The sequence below is a fragment of the Noviherbaspirillum sp. ST9 genome, from assembly GCF_048799745.1.
Classification (GTDB): domain Bacteria; phylum Pseudomonadota; class Gammaproteobacteria; order Burkholderiales; family Burkholderiaceae_D; genus Noviherbaspirillum.
Genome location: NZ_JBLWFR010000004.1, coordinates 210,235 through 226,570, shown reverse-complemented (window position 1 = coordinate 226,570; position 16,336 = coordinate 210,235). Strand labels below are relative to the sequence as shown.

Genomic DNA, 16,336 nt, shown 5'->3' with positions numbered 1-16,336 from the left:
TCCGCATGAATGCCTCCGTCGCACAGCCGATCCGCGTTTTTCTGATCGATGATCACGCCAGCGTGTTGTGGGGTCTGGAACGCTTGATCCAGAGCGGCAAGCCGCAACTGGAAGCGGTCGGCAGCGCCACCGGGCTGGCCAAGGCGCTGCAGACGCTGGGGCAGGCGGCGCCCGACGTCATTCTGCTGGACATGGACCTGGGCCAGGAATCAGGACTGGATGCCATTCCGACGCTGCTGGCCCACTCGTCCGCAAAAATCCTGATCCTCACCGGCATGCGCGACAAGGCCATGCATGACAAGGCGGTACTCGCCGGCGCGCGCGGCGTGGTGGAGAAAGAAGCGCCGGCGGAAGCCATCCTGCTGGCGATTGCCAAGGTGCATGCGGGCGAGATCTGGCTGGACCGCGCGGCAACGGGACGGATCTTTGCGGCGCTGGCCCACCAGAACGTTCCGCGTACCCCGGACCCCGAACAGCAGAAGATCGCGGGCCTCACGGAACGCGAGCGCGAAATCGTCGCGATGACGGCGCGCAACGCCGGCGCGTCCGCCAAGGACATCGCGCAATCCCTCCATATCAGCGACAGCACGCTGCGCAACCACCTGACCTCCATCTATAGCAAGCTGGGCGTCGCCAACCGGCTCGAACTGTTCGCCTACGCACACCGCCACGGCCTGGACGGAAGTTCGGCATAGGACATTTGTCCTATATCGGACAGGCAAAACCTCCTGCATCGAACCCAATTCTCCTGTTACGTCCGTCCCCCTCACAAAGGGAGCCGGCACTCATGTGCCCTGCGGCAAGCCGCCTTACCATTGCTCCATCAACGTAAATCTTGACCTGAAACAAGAGCGCCTATTGACTTTCCCGAGTTCGGGAGAAAAACGGCGCCACCGGTCAACAGTGGACAACACGCAAAACAAGGGGAATTAACATGGCAGCCAGCACAACCGTCAAAGTCGCAACCCTCACCGGCGCAGCGAAGGATGACAACCTGACCGCGGCAACGACCGGACTGACCGAAGACAACCTGTCCGCGAAGCTCAATGTGCTTGCGAACGATCCGGGCGCGGCCAAGCTCTACTCGCTCACTCAAAACACCTCCGGCTACGCATCGACCGCGCAATTCCCGGTCGTCACCAGCGTCACGCTCGCCAGCGGCGCAAAGATCACGATGAATGCCGACGGCACGGTGGGCTATGACGCCAGCGCACTGCAGTCCACGCTGCAAGCTTATGCGGCAGGCGAAACCTTCACCGACACCTTCGTCTACACCGTGCGCATGGCCAACGGTGCACTGAGCACCGCCAAGGTGACGGTTGCCATCGCCGGCGCCAACGACGCTCCGACGCTCGCCGGCGTCACGCCGGTATCGATCCTCGATACGGCAGCAGACGACACGCCGGCAGCAGTGACGGGCGCGCTGGCCGGTGCCGACATGGACCACGGCGCTGTCCTGACCTACGGCTTTGCCGATGGCGTCGACTATACCGTCATCGATGGCAAGCTGGTCAGCACGAATGCCTACGGCACGCTCACGCTGGATGCGCAGACCGGCAACTACAGCTTCGTCGCCGATGCGGACAAGATCGATGCTTTGGGCGCAGGCGCTTTTGCTGATGCAAGCTTCGCGGTCAAGGTATCTGACGAGCACGGCGCATCCGCCGCACCGGTGACCTTGCGCTTCGACCTGGTTGGCGCCAATGACACCGCGGCGATCAGCGGCACCAATGGCGGCGATGTCAGTGAAGACGCGACACTCGTGGCGGGCGACACGCTGGCCGTCGCCGACCTCGATGCCGGCGAGGCTGCATTCGCCGCCCCTGTTGGCCTTGAAGGTCAATTCGGCACCTTCACGTTCGATGCCGCGACCGGCGCATGGACTTATACGCTGAATAACGATGACGCGGATGTGCAGGCATTGGGTGCAGGCAAGGTCGAGTTCGACGAGCTGACCGTGACCTCCCTCGATGGAACGGATTCCGAAATCATTCGTGTGAACGTCGCCGGGACCAACGACATTGCCACATTCGGTGGCGATACCACCGGCAGCGTTGCGGAGGATGGCATTGGCACCGCCAGCGGCACCCTGAGCACGTCGGATACGGATGCCGGCGAAACCGGCTTCGGCAGCGTCGGCAATCTCGAAGGCACCTACGGCACCTTCACCTTCGACGCGACCAACGGCGCATGGACCTACAACCTGCGCAATGGCGACGCCAACGTGCAGGCGCTGACCGGCGCGGACACCAAGTTCGATGAACTGGTGATCACGTCGCTGGATGGATCGGCCTACGAGACGATTCGCGTGAGCATCGCCGGTGCGGATGAACCGGTGACCATCACGCTGCCGCCGGTGCAGGCGCCCGCGCAGGAACCGGTGTCGACCGTCGTGGCCTACAAGGTTAATCATGGTCAGACCGACGTGAACGGCAAGCAGATCATCCTGAACTTCGACGCCGACGATCAACTGACCTATGCGAACAACTATATTTTCAAGGGCATCACGCTGGTCGATACCGACAATGACGGCATCAAGGATTCCAGCCAGGCGGCGTTCGATTTCAAGCACGGCAAAGAAATCGATCCTGTGACGGTCGTGCTGGTCGGTTACGCCGACCTCACCACCGCCCAGATTCTCGGCGCATAACGTCACGCTCTCCCAAGTAAAAAGCCTGCAAGCATTGCTTGCAGGCTTTTTTCATTGCGGCCGGGTGTGGCTCATCCAACCTTCGGCAAGCGCTCCAGCGCTGCCTTGATCTCTTCTTCCGGATAGGCGAAGTCCTGCAGCTTGCCGCTGAAGTAGCTGTCGTACGCGCCCATGTCGAAGTGGCCGTGGCCGGAGAGATTGATGAAGAGGGTCTTGGCTTCGCCGCTTTCCTTGCAGCGCAGTGCCTCGTCGATGGCGGCGGCGATGGCGTGGCTGGATTCCGGGGCGGGGATGATGCCTTCGGTACGCGCGAAGCGCACGCCCGCTGCGAAGGTGGAAAGCTGCGGGACGGCGACGGCTTCGAGCAGTTTCTCGTGGTAGAGCTGGGACACCAGCGCGGAGTCGCCGTGGTAGCGCAGGCCGCCCGCGTGGATGCCGGGGGGCATGAAGTCGTGGCCGAGGGTGTACATCAGGGTCATCGGCGTCAGCTTGGCGGTGTCGCCGTAGTCGTAGGCGTAGTGGCCGCGCGTGAGCGTCGGGCAGGACGTGGGCTCGACGGCGACCAGGCGCACGTTCTTGCCGGCGGCCTTGTCGGCGAAGAAGGGGAAGGCGACGCCGCCGAAGTTGGATCCGCCGCCGCAGGGGGCGAAGATCATGTCGGGGTAGTCGTTGGCGAGGTCGAACTGTTTCTTCGCTTCGAGGCCGATCACGGTCTGGTGCAGCAGCACGTGGTTGAGCACGGAGCCGAGCGCGTAGTTGGTGTCGGCGCGGGAGGCGGCTTCTTCCACGGCTTCGGAAATCGCGAGGCCGAGCGAGCCCTGGTTGTCGGGGTTTTCTTCGAGGGCGCGGCGGCCGACCTGCGTCATGTCGGACGGGCTGGCGAAGACTTCGGCGCCCCAGGTCTGCATCATGGAGCGGCGGTAGGGTTTCTGGTGGTAGCTGACCTTGACCATGTAGACGCGCACGTCGAGGCCGAACATTTGTCCCGCCAGTGCCATCGAGCTGCCCCACTGGCCGGCGCCGGTTTCGGTGGCAATGCGCTTGATGCCTGCTTCGGCGTTGTAGTAGGCCTGCGCGACGGAGGTGTTGACCTTGTGCGAGCCGGCGGGCGAGACGCCTTCGAACTTGTAATAGATCCTGCAGGGCGTGCCGAGCGAGGCTTCGAGGCGGCGCGCGCGGAACAGCGGGGTGGGACGCCAGAGCTGGTAGATCTCGCGCACCTTTTCCGGGATGGCGATCCAGCGTTCGGCGGAGACTTCCTGCTCGATCAGCGACATCGGGAAGATGGCCGACAGCGCATCGGGCGAAAGCGGCTTGCCGTCGGGGCCGAGCGGCGGCGCCGGACGGTTGGGCATGTCGGCGACGACGTTGTACCAATGGGTGGGGATGTCGGATTCGGGAAGCAGGAACTTGGTTTGCGACATGGATGGGTCCTCGGGCTGTTGTTTTTCGTACGTCTCCTTGGCCTGCAAGCCGGCGGTTTCATCGCCGCTGCCCGCGATGGCCAACCGATGATTAGAACGCCGCGGCAAAAAGTGTGTATGCCATGACCATGGGATTTTTCCATTTTCTTGATCCAGGATAAGTTTTTACCCTGCCCAGCCGGCGACATGTCGCTACATTGAACGCGAAACCGCGCTTCAGCAGCGTGGAAAGAATTTCTATCCAACATTCCCGATGTGGACTACTCTTAGTCACATGGGCCTGGAATAAATCCTTCGCGGTCGGCCGGCCCTGACCAGGAGACGTTGCATACAAAAAGACCGCAACATGAACGACCAGTCCATTCCTTTTGACCATACCGACGCGCGCAGCGCGAACGGCGACTTCCACTTCCTCGCCTATCCGTCGCACATCCTTGTCTGGACCTGCGACGCGACCGGCGCGTGCGACTTCGTGAGCCCCTCCTGGCTCGAATTCACCGGACGCGACATGCCGCATGAAATGGGCTGGCGCTGGCACGACCGGGTGCATCCGGAGGACAGGGGCACGGTGGCGCGGGGGCTGGAAGAGGCCATCGCGGGACGCCAGCCGTTTCGCCTGCTGTACCGCTACCAGCGCGCCGACGGCGCCTACCGCTGGTTCGTGAACCAGGGCATGGTGAGGCTGGACGCGTCGGGGGAACTGGCCGGCTATGTGGGCCAATGCTTCGACGTGACGGCGTACCAGGAGGGCGAAGCCGAACTGGAACATTCCGCGCAGCGCATGATCACGCTGCTGCGCCAGACGCGGCTGATCGCGGTGGTGCTGGATACCGAGGGCCGGGTGATGTATTCCAATGGCAGCGTGTGCCGGCTGCTGAGCGTATCCGGTTCCGAGCTGATGAACTGCCGGCTGTTCGAACGCTACCTCGCTCCCGGCGGACGCGCGCTGCTGGACAGGATCTATCCCGACGGCGGCAGGCACGCGGTATTTGCGGCGGAGTTCGAAGCCGAGATGTGCGCTTCGGACGGCGGCTCACGGCATGTGCTGTGGCATGCGATCGTGCTGCACGAGTATTCCGGCAAGGTGCGCGGCACCATCCTCATCGGTGACGACCTCACCGAAGCGCGGCGCATGGAACAGCAGCTGTCATTGACGGCGAGCGTCTTCGAATCGACCAGCCAGGCGATCGTCGTAACCGATGCCGAGGCGCGCATCATTTCGGTGAACCAGGCGTTTTCCGACCTGACCGGCTATTCGAGGGATGAGGCGATCGGGCAGAATCCGCGCCTGCTCAAGTCGGGCCGGCACGACCACGCTTTCTACGAGCAGATGTGGAAGACCATCCGGGAAACCGGCCACTGGCGCGGCGACGTGTGGGACCGCCGCAAGGATGGGAGCGTCTATCCGAAGTTCCTGTCCATCTGCGCCATCCGCAATGACGGCGGCGAAGTCACCAATTACGCGGGCATCTTCTACGAGATCTCGGAGCGCAAGGCAGTGGAGGAAAGGCTGGACTTCCTGGCGCACTACGATACGCTGACCGGCCTGCCCAACCGCTGCCTGCTGCTGGACCGGCTGAAGTTGTCGGTGCAGCGCGCGCTGCGTGAAGGCACCAAGGTGGGGCTGCTCTACCTGGATCTGGATCACTTCAAGGAAATCAACGACACCTTCGGGCATGCGGCCGGCGACGACGTGCTGAAGGCCGCGGCGTTACGCATGCAGGGATGCGTACGCGCGGCCGATACCGTTGCCCGTCTCGGCGGCGACGAGTTTGTGGTCATGCTGCCGGACATCAAGAAGCTGGCGGCGGCCGAACAGGTGGCGAAGAAGATCCAGGTTTCGCTCTCGCAACCCTACAATGTCGACGGACACGAAACGCTGGCGCTGCCCAGCGTCGGAATCAGTATCTTTCCCGACGACCACCACGACGAAGAAGTCCTGCTCAAGCAGGCCGATGCCGCGATGTATGAAGCCAAGCAGCTCCGCAGCGGCGCCTACCGTTTCTACCGCGACATCGGGGACACCAGGTAGTTTGCGGCTATCGCCTTTCTACCGGCAGGCCCGCCTTCTCCCAGGCAATCATGCCGCCCTGTACGTTGTACACCACCTTGAATCCTTGCTGCGCGAGCATCTCGGCCGCGGCGCTGGAGCGTTGTCCAGAGCGGCAGATCAGGACGATGGGCTTGTTCTCGAAGGTGCGGAATTCGTTGGCACGCGACGCGAGCTGGCCCAGCGGGACGAGCAGGCTGCCCGGCGCGTGGACTTCGGCGTATTCGTGCGGTTCCCGAACATCCAGGATGGGTGCGCCCTGCCTGAACAGGGCCTGGGCTTGCTGGGGATCAACCTGGTTGATCTGGGCGAAGGCGAGCGCGCAGAACGCGGTCAGCGCGAAAGTGATGAGTGTTCTGAATAGGGCCATATGCATGTGTTCTTTTTCGTGATCAGCAAGGCTTTGACATGAGATCTGGCGGCAGATTCCGGCCGTCGTCCACCTCAATGCAAGCAGCCCAGTCTATTGACTGCCCCGTTCTTTTTTCTTGACCCACGTCAAAAATTTCCTACTGTGATCTCTAGCGCTTGCCGTCGCACGCCAACAACAGGGTCCGGCGGCATTTTTGATGTCCATCAAATGCCCAAGCGAATGCGCTGCAGCCTGTCGGTGTGTGGACAACTTTTGTTACAGAGTAGTGTCGGTGAATACAGTACGCGGCAACCAGACCGTTTACTCGGACGGGGTGGACGCCGGCAAAGAGTGATAACGATAAGGAGACCAAGAATGGAGCTCTTGCGGAAGGTCGTCGTCCTGCTAACCCTGTCCTTCGGCCTGTCGCTGCCGGCATTGGCGGCTGATCCGCCGAAGGACCTCGTCCTGAAGAACGATGCCCGATGTACTACCTGCCATGACGAGGCCGATGCGCCGGAACTGCTCGCCATCGGCAAGACACGGCACGGCGTGACGGCAGATGGCCGCACCCCGTCCTGCACCAACTGCCACGGCGAGAGCAAGGCGCACGTCGAACACAAGGGCAAGGACAAGCCGCCCAAGCCGGACGTGAGCTTCAACCGCGGCACCAAGAACGCACCGGAACAGCGCAACGGCGCCTGCCTCGAATGCCACCAGGGCGGCAACCGCATGCACTGGGCGAGCAGTTCGCACGCGGGCAACGATGTGACGTGCTCGACCTGCCACAAGATCCACAACCAGCATGACAAGTCGCGCAGCAAGGCGGAACAGACCGAGGTCTGCTTCAGCTGCCACAAGTCGCAGCGCGCCGATGCCCACAAGGCTTCGCACCATGCAACGCTGGAAGGCAAGGTCGCGTGCTCGAGCTGTCATAACCCGCACGGCTCGACCGGTCCGCGGATGCTGGTCAAGAACACGATCAACGAGACCTGCTACATGTGCCACACCGAGAAGCGCGGCCCCTTCCTGTGGGAGCATCCACCGGCGGCGGACAACTGCATGAACTGCCATACGCCGCACGGCAGCAACCATCCCGCATTGCTCAAGACACGCCAGCCCTACCTGTGCCAGCAGTGCCACGACTTCACACAGCATCCGGGCAATCCGTACAGCGGCCGGGGCCTGCCGGCGTCGGCGGGCGGCACGGCGCCGGCGCAGCAACTGCTGCTGCGCGCCTGCGCCAACTGCCATACCCAGGTGCATGGTTCGAATCACCCGTCGGGCGTCCGCCAGACTCGTTGATGGAAGGAGAATGACATGAGGAGCAGCTTTCACCTTGCCCGCAGCGTCATCGCCGCGTCCATTGCGGGAATCGGCGCGACGGCGTGGGCACAGGATGCGGACGACGAGGTACGGCGCCTGACCACGCCGGACAGCGAGGTCGAGATCGGCGTGGGCTATGTGTCCGACAGCAGCCGCAAGTTCGGCGACTACACCGGCCTGCATCGCCAGGGTCTGCACATCATCGGCAACATCGACCTGGTACGGCGGGACAAGGAGACCGGGCAATTCGTCGAGCTGTCCGGCAGCAATCTCGGACTGAAGTCGCGCAACCTGCGCGTCGAGGGTGGCGTGCAGGGAAATTACGGTTTGCGGCTGGAATACGACGAGATCCCGCATTTCTGGTCGGAGCATTACGAGACGCCATTCGCCAATCCCGGCAGCACCGATCTCGTCCTGCCGCCCGGCTGGGTGCGCGGCGCGACGACCGCGGCCATGCCGGCACTGATCACATCCATGCGGCCCTTCGAGCTGGAGAGCCGGCGCAAGTCGCTGACGGTGGGTGCCAGCAAGGTGCTGCCTGCAGGCTGGGATGTGGATGTGCGGGTCAAGCGCGAGAAGCGTGACGGCAACCGCCTAATCGGCGCGGTGATCGGCAACAGCGGCGGCAACCCGCGCGCGGCGATCGTGCCGGAGCCGATCGACTACACCACCGACGAGCTGGAGGCGACCGCGCGCTATGCGACGAAGCGCATGCAATTGCAGTTCGGTTATTACGGCTCGTTCTTCAGCAACCAGAACCTCGGGCTGGCGTGGCAGAACCCGTTCGCCAGCACCGTGTGGACCGGCACCACGCCGGGCGTGACCACCTTCAACCAGGGGCAGCTCGCCCTGCCGCCGGATAACCAGGCGCACCAGATCAGCGCCTCGGCCGGATTCAACTTCACGCCGCAGACGCGCTTGTCGGGCAGCCTGAGCTTCGGGCGGATGCGGCAGGACGATACCTTCCTGCCGTACACCATCAATCCCGCACTGGCCGCGACCGTCACCACACCGCTGCCACGCACCTCGCTCGACGGCCGTGTGAACACCGTGCATGCCGACCTGAAGCTGACCACGAAGCTGATGCCGAAGCTGAACCTGATGACGATGTACCGCTACGACGAGCGCGACAACAAGACGCCGCAGTCGCAGTACTGGTATATCGGCGGCGATTCGCTGGGTCAGGCGGCGGGCGGCCTCAGCCGCATACGGACCAACCTTCCGGTGTCGTCGAAGAAGCAGCAGATCGAAGCGGAACTCGATTACCACTGGACGCCGGACACCAAGCTCAAGCTCGGCTACGACTACGAGTGGGCGAAGATGTCGCTGGAGGCGATCCAGGAAGAGAAGGAGCACACCGTCAAGGCAGAGGCGCACCATCACTTCAACGAGATGGTCTCGGGTGGGGTCGGCTATTCCTTCTCGGATCGGCGGACCGACAACTACAACATGTCGCGCCCCTTCCTCAACAGTTTCACGCCGGCGTATGTGTCCACCCTGGCGCCGCAGTTCTGGTGGGACAACGTGCCGACGCAGATCCGCTTCTTCCAGGCGCCGCGCAAGCGCGACAAGATCCGGGCCTTCGCCAATGTGACGCCGCACGAGCGCGTGGACCTGCAGTTCGGGGTGGACTTCCATTACGACGATTACCACAAGTCCCTGTACGGCCTGCAGGATGCCAAGGGCTGGCAGGCGAACTTCGATGCCAGCGTGCGGCCGACGGACGCGGTGACGGCGCACGTCTTCACCTCCTACGAGACCTACGGCACGAACCAGCGATCCATTGCGCTCGGCGCCTCGCAGGCCAACGTGACCAACCGCGCGCTCGAGTGGGGCGCGACCATCGAGGACAGGACGGTGACGTTCGGTACCGGTGTGCGCTACAAACCGCGGCGCAACTACGAGGTCGGCGCGGACCTGACGCATGCGCGTTCGCGCGGGCGCACCGGCGTGGTCACCGAGCCTGGCATCGCCGCCGCGCAGCAGGCCTTGCCGCTGCCGGAGCTGACCACGAAGCTGGGGCGCCTCGACCTGTTCGGCAAGTACCAGCTGCGGCCGGACATGGCGATCAAGTTCAGCTACATCTATGAACGGTACCGCGCCAACGACTGGCAGTTTGAACAAGTACTGCCGAACACGCTGGCCAACGTGATCGGCACCAACCAGGTCGTGCCGCGCTACAACGTGCACTTCCTGGGCGTATCCATGGCCTATCAGTTCTAACCGGAGAGACAATGAAATCGACTTTGCTTGCAGGCCTGCTGACGGCCTTCCTCGCCACTCCCGCCTTTGCCGCCATGAGCGAATCGGATGTCGAGCCTTTCCTGAAGAAGGAAGGCTGCTTCAAGTGCCACGCCATCGACAAGACCAAGAAGGGTCCTTCGTACAAGAAGATCGCGTCGAAGTACAAGGGCAAGCCGGACGGCGAGGAAAAGATCCTCAAGAACCTGACGACGTCGCCAATGGTGAAACTGGAAGACGGCACCGAGGAAGAGCACAAGGAAATCAGCCTGAAGGACAAGGGGGATCTGAAGACGGTGACGAACTGGATCTTGTCGCGGTAGGTTAAGCGTCTCGTTTCGCGGCCCCCGCATTCGCACGCTGGATCAGGCCGCATTGCCACATCCTTCCTCTCCCCGTCATTCCCGCGAAGGCGGGAATCCATAGCGAGTTTGCCATATGACCATGCTTATGGATTCCCGCCTTCGCGGGAATGACGGGATGCTTTTTGAAGGCAATCGACAGTAGTCACCCGCCCGCCTGCGCATGACAGAGCAACGCCGACATGCGTAGATCACTGAAGAGGAAACCTTTGTCTTCATTCGTCGCCCCGACACGACGAATTCCCCATTGAAGCCAGTCGATGCACCTATAATTTCTTGATTGCATCGCCCGCTTCACTTCATGGACAACTTCCCCTCCCTGTTCGCCAGTTGCGCCGTCGCGCTTGGCGGCAGCATCCTCATCGGCATCGAACGTGAACGCCACAAGGGCTCCGGCCCCTCGCGCGGACTTGCCGGCGTGCGCACCTTCGCGCTGGCCGGTTTCGGCGGCGTCATCGCCAGCCACGCAGGCCAACCCGCAGTGACGGCGGCGGGCGCGCTGTTCATCGTGCTGCTTGGCGCCATCGCCTATTACCGCGACCTCGGCGACGATCCGGGCATCACCACCGAGGTGGCGCTCTTTGTCACCTACCTGCTCGGCATCGTGGCGGCGACGAATGCGCAGTTGTCCTCGGCGGGTTTTGTCGTCGTGGCCTGCCTGCTCGCGGGGAAGACGCGCCTGCATCACTTTGCGACCAAGACGCTGACCAGCGTGGAACTGCGCGACGGCCTGCTGCTTGCGGCAGCGGCGCTGGTGGTGTATCCGCTCATTCCCAACCGCACCATTTCCTTCCTCGCGAACGCCAATCCCAATCACCTGTGGCGGCTGATCGTGCTGCTGATGACGCTGCAGGCAGTCGGCTACGTCGCCTTGCGCGTGATGGGGCCGCGCTACGGGCTCGCCATTGCGGGACTGGCCTCGGGTGTCGTGTCGAGCAGTTCCACGATGGGTGCGATGGGCGCGCGCTCGAAGTCGGAGCCGCAATACGCGGCCTCGTATGCGGCGGCGGCACTGTGTTCCAATTTATCGTCGATGGCTTTGCTCATCGCGGTCGGCATCGCGATCGATGCGACGGCGGTCAGTGCGAGCTGGCCGGTGATCGCGGGCGTGATGGTCGGCAGCGGACTTGCCGCCGTCATTGCCATCGCCTTGCAGCCTGCGGTGAATGCGGAAAAAGTCTCCTCGCAGAATGTGTTCAGCGTGCGTCAGGCAGTGGGCTTCGCGGCATTGCTGACGGCGCTGACGGCAATCGTTTCGCTGGCGACGAAAACCTTCGGATCGGCGGCGGCCGAAGTCGGCGCCGCGATTGCAGCGACGGTGGACATGCAGGCGGCGGGCGCCGTGCTGTTCTCGCTCTTTGCCGGCGGCTCCGTGGACGCGCACGCGCTGAACCGTGGCCTTGCCATTGCCATCACCACCAATGCAATCAGCAAGATGGCCATCGCAAGCGCAGCGGGCAACCGCGCTTATGCGGCACGCACGAGCGCGGGACTGGCGTTGGCAATCGTCGTGGTGTGGATTGCGGCGCTCATTCCCCTCGGTGACTGATTACCAGGTGTAGACCGGTGCGAACCCGCCGCCGGGCGTGCGGAAGTTGGTGGTCTGGCCCTGGTACAGCCGCGCGGCGAGGCTTTGCACCTTGCCGTCGTAGGCATACGCGCGCACGTCGAATTTCAGCAGCGGGGTTTCCGCATCATCCTGCACGATGCGCTCGCCGGGCGCGACCAGCGCCTGCGCCACGTAGTCCCCGGCGAGGATGTCCTGCCACACCCGCTTCGTGATCTTGTCCCCGCGATAGGCCGCGCGTCCGCCGAATCCCGCCGTCGGCTTGAAGAACAGCCGGCGGCGTGCCTCCCACAGGCGTTCGGCATTTTCCGCGCGCACGATTTCTGTCTGCGGGATGGTGGCGAGGAGGACGTCGCGGATCTCGCCAGGTACACCCAGCCTGTCGAGCTCCGCCCGTGAAGACAGCAAGGCAAGGTTGCGCTTGTCCGCGTACAGCGCATGCGCCTGCGGATGCGGGGTGAGCAGGATCGCGCCTGCGAGGTAGGCTTCGCGAATCGCGTCCGTGGACGCGAGCATGAAGTCCGTGAGGCGGTTGTAGACCAGGTCGATAAGCAGGCCGTCCTTCCACAGGGCGCCGTCATGAAACCGCAGCTCGGACGGATCGGCAATCACCGCGTGCACGCCATTCCGTTCGAACATCCTCTGAAACAGGAGGAATTCCGGATACAGATACTGTGCCTGCGGGTCCTCGTCCACGATGGCGACCGTGCGCAGAGGTCGCGGCGCGCGCCATACCGCCCATTCGCTGCGGAACATGTCCATGATCCGCTGTTCCATGCCTCCCCCTCCACTTACCGCCGGGAAGAGTTCCGCGACGGCCGGGCAGCAGGCGCGCTGTGCGCGGGCAAGCGCGGCATTGAGCATGGCGCCGCCGGCATTGGTGTTGATCTCGATGAGCGAGATGCCGTGCTCGCCGACGTGGAAGTCGTAGCCGAAGAACACGCTCCGCGCACCGCCGGGCGAGTGGCGCGCGATCGGCAGTGCATCGGCGAGGACGGTGTCGCGATAGGCGGGCATGGCAACGACGTGTTCGACCGCGGCGACCACGGCCGCGATCTGCGCTTCCTGTGCCTGCGTGACGTAGACCGGCTGCGCGGCGAAGACGTGCGGACAGCGTTCGGCGACGAGCGCGTACATGCCTTCGCTGCCCAGCTCCGCTTCCAGCGCATGGCGCAGCGCGTTTCGCTCGAGGCTGATGCAGGCACAGGACTTGTTGAGGTCGCCGGCTGTGACGAGGGGTTGATCGGCAAGCATGGTGTTCTCCTTCATGTCATCCAATGGCGGGCAGCCCGCTGCAGGCCGTTGGGCTACCTGCTCGGCGGCGCCGCATCCACTTTCACGCGCCGCGCTTGTCGTGGCCTTCATCCTTAAATCCCTAGCATTATGGTTATTTCAGATTGAAAAAAAACGGGTGCATTCCCTGCGCCCGTCTGCCTTATTTCGCTACAAACACCGGCAGCGTCGTTCCGCCGCAGCAGTTGTGCTTGACGAACTGCAGCACCTCATTGAGCGCCATGTAATTGGCCCGGCAACGCACCATCCGCCCTTCCTTTTCTTGTGTCACCAGGTCGGCTGCCACCAATTCGCGCAGATGGAAGGCCACGGTCGAGGCCGGCCGGTCGAGCGCGGACTGCAATTCGCCGATCGTCATGCCGCCGGGCCCGGCCTGCACAAGGATCTGGAATAGTTCGAGGCGGTTTTCATGGCCGAGGCTGGCAAGGCGTTTTGCGGAAGTAGCGAGGTCCATGGAAAAACTATAGAACTACGAATATGGTTATGTCAAGCTGTTTGTTTTATATTTCCAGTATTGTAGAATTGTCGAATCAAGAAACAAGGACGCCACATGGAAACCAGACAGGCTATTACTGCACTCGGCGCGCTTGCCCAGGAATCGCGCCTCGCCGTCTTCCGGCTGCTGGTGCGCACCGGGCCGCAAGGCATGGCCGCAAGCAAGATCGCGGAACAGATCGGCATTGCACCGTCATCCCTCTCCTTCCATCTGAAAGAACTGAGCATTGCCGGCCTCGTGAGCACGCGCCAGGAAGGCCGCTTCGTGATTTATGCCGCCAACTTCGACGCCATGAACGACCTGGTCGGCTTCCTGACCGATAACTGCTGCGGCGGCAATCCCTGCTCGCCGGCGAGCGCGTGCCAGCCTGAAGCACTGAAGGCTTGAACCCATCCACGACACAAGGAGAAACCATGTCCACCATCCAGATCTACGATCCGGCACTGTGCTGCAGCAGCGGTGTGTGCGGCGTCGATGTCGACCAGCAGCTGGTCACCCTCGCGGCCGACCTGAAGTGGCTGGAACAGCAAGGCGGCAAGGTCGAACGCTTCAACCTCGCGCAGCAGCCGATGGCCTTCGCCGAGAACGCCATCGTGAAGGGCTTCCTCGAGCGCTCCGGCCAGGAAGGCCTTCCGCTCATCCTCGTCAATGGCGAAGTGGCGCTGGCGGGTCGCTATCCGCGCCGCGCGGAGCTGGCGCGCTGGGCCGGCGTGAGCCAGTTCACCGTTGCCGCCGCGTCCGCGCCCAGCTGCGCGCCCGGCTCCGGCTGCTGCTGAACGGACGCCATCATGCGCTTCCTCGACCAGGCTCCGCCCTTCCTCTTCTTTACCGGCAAGGGAGGTGTCGGCAAGACTTCCCTCGCCTGCGCGTCGGCGGTGCGCTTTGCCGATGAGGGCAAGCGCGTGCTGCTCGTCAGCACCGATCCGGCATCAAATGTCGGGCAGGTATTCGGCATGGCCATCGGCGACCGCATCAAGGCAGTCGACGCGGTGCCGCGCCTGCATGCGCTGGAGATCGATCCGCAGGCGGCGGCCCAACGTTACCGCGACCGCATCGTCGGTCCCGTGCGCGGTCTGCTACCCGAGGCGGTGGTGAAAGGCATCGAGGAGCAACTGTCCGGCGCCTGTACCACCGAGATTGCGGCCTTCGACGAATTCACCGCGCTGCTGACCGACGGCGCGCTGCTGGAGGAATACGACGTCGTCATCTTCGACACCGCGCCGACCGGCCACACGATCCGCCTGCTGCAACTGCCCGGCGCCTGGAGCAGCTTCCTCGAAGAGGGCAAGGGCGACGCGTCCTGCCTCGGCCCGCTGGCCGGACTGGAGAAGCAGCGCACGCAATACAAGGCCGCGGTCGATGCGTTGGCCGATGCGTCGCACACCCGCCTCGTGCTCGTCGCACGCGCCCAGGTTTCCGCGCTGCGCGAAGTGGCGCGCACCCATGAAGAACTCGCCGCCATCGGCCTCACGCAACAGCATCTCGTGATCAATGCCGTGCTGCCCGAAAGCGAGGCAGCGTCCGATCCGCTCGCGGCGGCGATCGTCGCGCGCGAACAGGCGGCGCTGGCTTCCATGCCGGAAGTGCTCGCCGCGCTGCCGACGGACTGCATTGCACTCAAGCCGGTCAACCTGGTCGGCCTGCCGGCGTTGCGCATGATGTTCAGCGACGCCTCTCCGATCGCCGATGCGACGCCTGCCACCCTGCCCGACGCGCCCGACCTCGCCTCGCTGGTGGATGAGATGGCGCGCGACGAACACGGACTCATCATGGTCATGGGCAAGGGCGGCGTGGGCAAGACGACGCTGGCCGCCGCCATTGCCGTCGAACTCGCCCGACGCAATTTCCCGGTCCACCTGACCACATCCGATCCGGCAGCGCATCTCGCAGACACGCTCGACGGCTCGCTGGAACACCTCACTGTCAGCCGCATCGACCCGCACGCGGAAACGGAGCGCTATCGCCGGCATGTGCTGGACACCAAGGGCAAGGACCTTGACGCGCAGGGACGCGCGCTGCTCGAGGAAGACCTGCGCTCCCCCTGCACCGAAGAAATCGCGGTGTTCCAGGCTTTCTCGCGCATCATTCGCGAGGCGGGCAGGAAGTTCGTGGTGATGGACACGGCGCCCACCGGCCATACCCTGCTCCTGCTCGATGCCACCGGCGCCTACCATCGCGAAATCGCGCGGCAGTTCTGTGACAAGGGCATGCACTTCACCACGCCGATGATGCAGCTGCAGGATGAGAAACAGACCAAGGTGATGATTGCCGCGCTGGCCGAAACGACGCCGGTGCTGGAAGCCGCCGGCCTGCAGGACGACCTGCGCCGCGCGGGCATCGAACCGTGGGCGTGGATCATCAACAGCAGCCTTGCGTTCGCCCGTCCTGCGTCACCTCTGCTGCAGCAGCGCGCGGCAAATGAATTGGCACAGATCGACGCGGTCGCGACTCGCCATGCGCACCGCTGGGCCGTTGTTCCCTTGCAGGCACAGGAGCCGGTCGGCATCGAACGCCTGTCCCGGCTCGCGGCGCATCGCCCCCCATCCACACCCGCCTGAGGGCGACCAGAAAGGAA

At 63.6% G+C, this 16,336-nt stretch carries 14 protein-coding genes; 10 read left to right on the top strand and 4 right to left on the bottom strand.

What is annotated here, in order from left to right:
• Window positions 1–5 precede the first annotated feature (5 nt).
• Together ACNOHI_RS10150 and ACNOHI_RS10145 are read left to right on the top strand one after the other, a co-directional pair.
• A complete protein-coding gene (locus ACNOHI_RS10150; protein ID WP_420474553.1) occupies window positions 6–695 on the top strand; it encodes a response regulator in 690 nt (229 codons plus the stop codon).
• Between the two features lie 239 nt (window positions 696–934).
• The gene (locus tag ACNOHI_RS10145) at window positions 935–2,650 is read left to right on the top strand and encodes a VCBS domain-containing protein (protein ID WP_420474552.1); all 1,716 of its coding nucleotides are present in this window, start codon (window positions 935–937) and stop codon (window positions 2,648–2,650) included.
• A gap of 71 nt (window positions 2,651–2,721) precedes the next feature.
• On the opposite strand, the gene ACNOHI_RS10140 is transcribed toward ACNOHI_RS10145, so the two are convergent.
• Complete coding sequence (locus ACNOHI_RS10140; RefSeq protein WP_420474551.1) at window positions 2,722–4,074, bottom strand: TrpB-like pyridoxal phosphate-dependent enzyme; 1,353 nt, start codon at window positions 4,072–4,074, stop codon at window positions 2,722–2,724.
• Window positions 4,075–4,420: 346 nt separating this feature from the next.
• Here ACNOHI_RS10140 and ACNOHI_RS10135 point away from each other — a divergent pair, with 346 nt between their 5' ends.
• Window positions 4,421–6,106, top strand: coding sequence for a diguanylate cyclase domain-containing protein (locus ACNOHI_RS10135; protein ID WP_420474550.1), 1,686 nt, complete (start codon window positions 4,421–4,423; stop codon window positions 6,104–6,106).
• Window positions 6,107–6,113: 7 nt separating this feature from the next.
• Here ACNOHI_RS10135 and ACNOHI_RS10130 read toward each other — a convergent pair whose 3' ends face one another.
• A complete protein-coding gene (locus ACNOHI_RS10130) occupies window positions 6,114–6,494 on the bottom strand; it encodes a rhodanese-like domain-containing protein (protein ID WP_420474549.1) in 381 nt (126 codons plus the stop codon).
• A gap of 357 nt (window positions 6,495–6,851) precedes the next feature.
• On the opposite strand from ACNOHI_RS10130, the gene ACNOHI_RS10125 reads away from it, so the two are divergent.
• The 4 genes from ACNOHI_RS10125 to ACNOHI_RS10110 all read left to right on the top strand — a co-directional run bounded on the left by ACNOHI_RS10125 (window position 6,852) and on the right by ACNOHI_RS10110 (window position 11,954).
• Window positions 6,852–7,781, top strand: coding sequence for a DmsE family decaheme c-type cytochrome (locus ACNOHI_RS10125; RefSeq protein ID WP_420474548.1), 930 nt, complete (start codon window positions 6,852–6,854; stop codon window positions 7,779–7,781).
• Window positions 7,782–7,796: 15 nt separating this feature from the next.
• The gene (locus tag ACNOHI_RS10120) at window positions 7,797–10,025 is read left to right on the top strand and encodes an MtrB/PioB family decaheme-associated outer membrane protein (protein ID WP_420474547.1); all 2,229 of its coding nucleotides are present in this window, start codon (window positions 7,797–7,799) and stop codon (window positions 10,023–10,025) included.
• An 11-nt stretch (window positions 10,026–10,036) separates the two neighbouring features.
• A complete protein-coding gene (locus tag ACNOHI_RS10115) occupies window positions 10,037–10,366 on the top strand; it encodes a c-type cytochrome (protein WP_420474546.1) in 330 nt (109 codons plus the stop codon).
• Between the two features lie 340 nt (window positions 10,367–10,706).
• Entirely contained in the window at window positions 10,707–11,954 is a 1,248-nt protein-coding gene (locus tag ACNOHI_RS10110; RefSeq protein WP_420474545.1) for an MgtC/SapB family protein, read from the top strand.
• Here the strand turns inward: ACNOHI_RS10110 and ACNOHI_RS10105 are convergent, their stop codons facing one another.
• A complete protein-coding gene (locus ACNOHI_RS10105) occupies window positions 11,955–13,337 on the bottom strand; it encodes a hypothetical protein (RefSeq protein WP_420474544.1) in 1,383 nt (460 codons plus the stop codon).
• A gap of 70 nt (window positions 13,338–13,407) precedes the next feature.
• Window positions 13,408–13,719 carry an ArsR/SmtB family transcription factor gene (locus tag ACNOHI_RS10100; protein WP_420474543.1) on the bottom strand — a complete coding sequence of 104 codons (312 nt, stop codon included), beginning with the start codon at window positions 13,717–13,719 and terminating at the stop codon, window positions 13,408–13,410.
• Window positions 13,720–13,815: 96 nt separating this feature from the next.
• Between ACNOHI_RS10100 and ACNOHI_RS10095 the strand changes: the two genes are divergently transcribed.
• The 3 genes from ACNOHI_RS10095 to arsA are packed head-to-tail and all read left to right on the top strand — an operon-like array spanning window position 13,816 to window position 16,319.
• Window positions 13,816–14,148: an ArsR/SmtB family transcription factor gene (locus ACNOHI_RS10095; RefSeq protein ID WP_420474542.1), complete on the top strand. Its 333-nt coding sequence runs from the start codon at window positions 13,816–13,818 to the stop codon at window positions 14,146–14,148.
• A gap of 26 nt (window positions 14,149–14,174) precedes the next feature.
• The gene (gene arsD, locus ACNOHI_RS10090) at window positions 14,175–14,537 is read left to right on the top strand and encodes an arsenite efflux transporter metallochaperone ArsD (protein ID WP_420474541.1); all 363 of its coding nucleotides are present in this window, start codon (window positions 14,175–14,177) and stop codon (window positions 14,535–14,537) included.
• 12 nt (window positions 14,538–14,549) lie between these two features.
• Window positions 14,550–16,319, top strand: coding sequence for an arsenical pump-driving ATPase (gene arsA, locus ACNOHI_RS10085; RefSeq protein WP_420474540.1), 1,770 nt, complete (start codon window positions 14,550–14,552; stop codon window positions 16,317–16,319).
• Window positions 16,320–16,336: the final 17 nt, after the last annotated feature.

Bases quoted from the DNA above. Each gene is read 5' to 3' on its own strand.
- ACNOHI_RS10120 (WP_420474547.1), top strand. From the start codon at position 7,797: ATGAGGAGCAGCTTTCACCTTGCCCGCAGCGTCATCGCCGCGTCCATT.
- ACNOHI_RS10105 (WP_420474544.1), bottom strand. From the start codon at position 13,337: ATGAAGGCCACGACAAGCGCGGCGCGTGAAAGTGGATGCGGCGCCGCC.
- arsD (WP_420474541.1), top strand. From the start codon at position 14,175: ATGTCCACCATCCAGATCTACGATCCGGCACTGTGCTGCAGCAGCGGT.
- ACNOHI_RS10140 (WP_420474551.1), bottom strand. From the start codon at position 4,074: ATGTCGCAAACCAAGTTCCTGCTTCCCGAATCCGACATCCCCACCCAT.
- ACNOHI_RS10100 (WP_420474543.1), bottom strand. From the start codon at position 13,719: ATGGACCTCGCTACTTCCGCAAAACGCCTTGCCAGCCTCGGCCATGAA.
- ACNOHI_RS10135 (WP_420474550.1), top strand. From the start codon at position 4,421: ATGAACGACCAGTCCATTCCTTTTGACCATACCGACGCGCGCAGCGCG.
- ACNOHI_RS10115 (WP_420474546.1), top strand. From the start codon at position 10,037: ATGAAATCGACTTTGCTTGCAGGCCTGCTGACGGCCTTCCTCGCCACT.
- arsA (WP_420474540.1), top strand. From the start codon at position 14,550: ATGCGCTTCCTCGACCAGGCTCCGCCCTTCCTCTTCTTTACCGGCAAG.
- ACNOHI_RS10130 (WP_420474549.1), bottom strand. From the start codon at position 6,494: ATGGCCCTATTCAGAACACTCATCACTTTCGCGCTGACCGCGTTCTGC.
- ACNOHI_RS10125 (WP_420474548.1), top strand. From the start codon at position 6,852: ATGGAGCTCTTGCGGAAGGTCGTCGTCCTGCTAACCCTGTCCTTCGGC.
- ACNOHI_RS10110 (WP_420474545.1), top strand. From the start codon at position 10,707: ATGGACAACTTCCCCTCCCTGTTCGCCAGTTGCGCCGTCGCGCTTGGC.
- ACNOHI_RS10145 (WP_420474552.1), top strand. From the start codon at position 935: ATGGCAGCCAGCACAACCGTCAAAGTCGCAACCCTCACCGGCGCAGCG.
- ACNOHI_RS10150 (WP_420474553.1), top strand. From the start codon at position 6: ATGAATGCCTCCGTCGCACAGCCGATCCGCGTTTTTCTGATCGATGAT.
- ACNOHI_RS10095 (WP_420474542.1), top strand. From the start codon at position 13,816: ATGGAAACCAGACAGGCTATTACTGCACTCGGCGCGCTTGCCCAGGAA.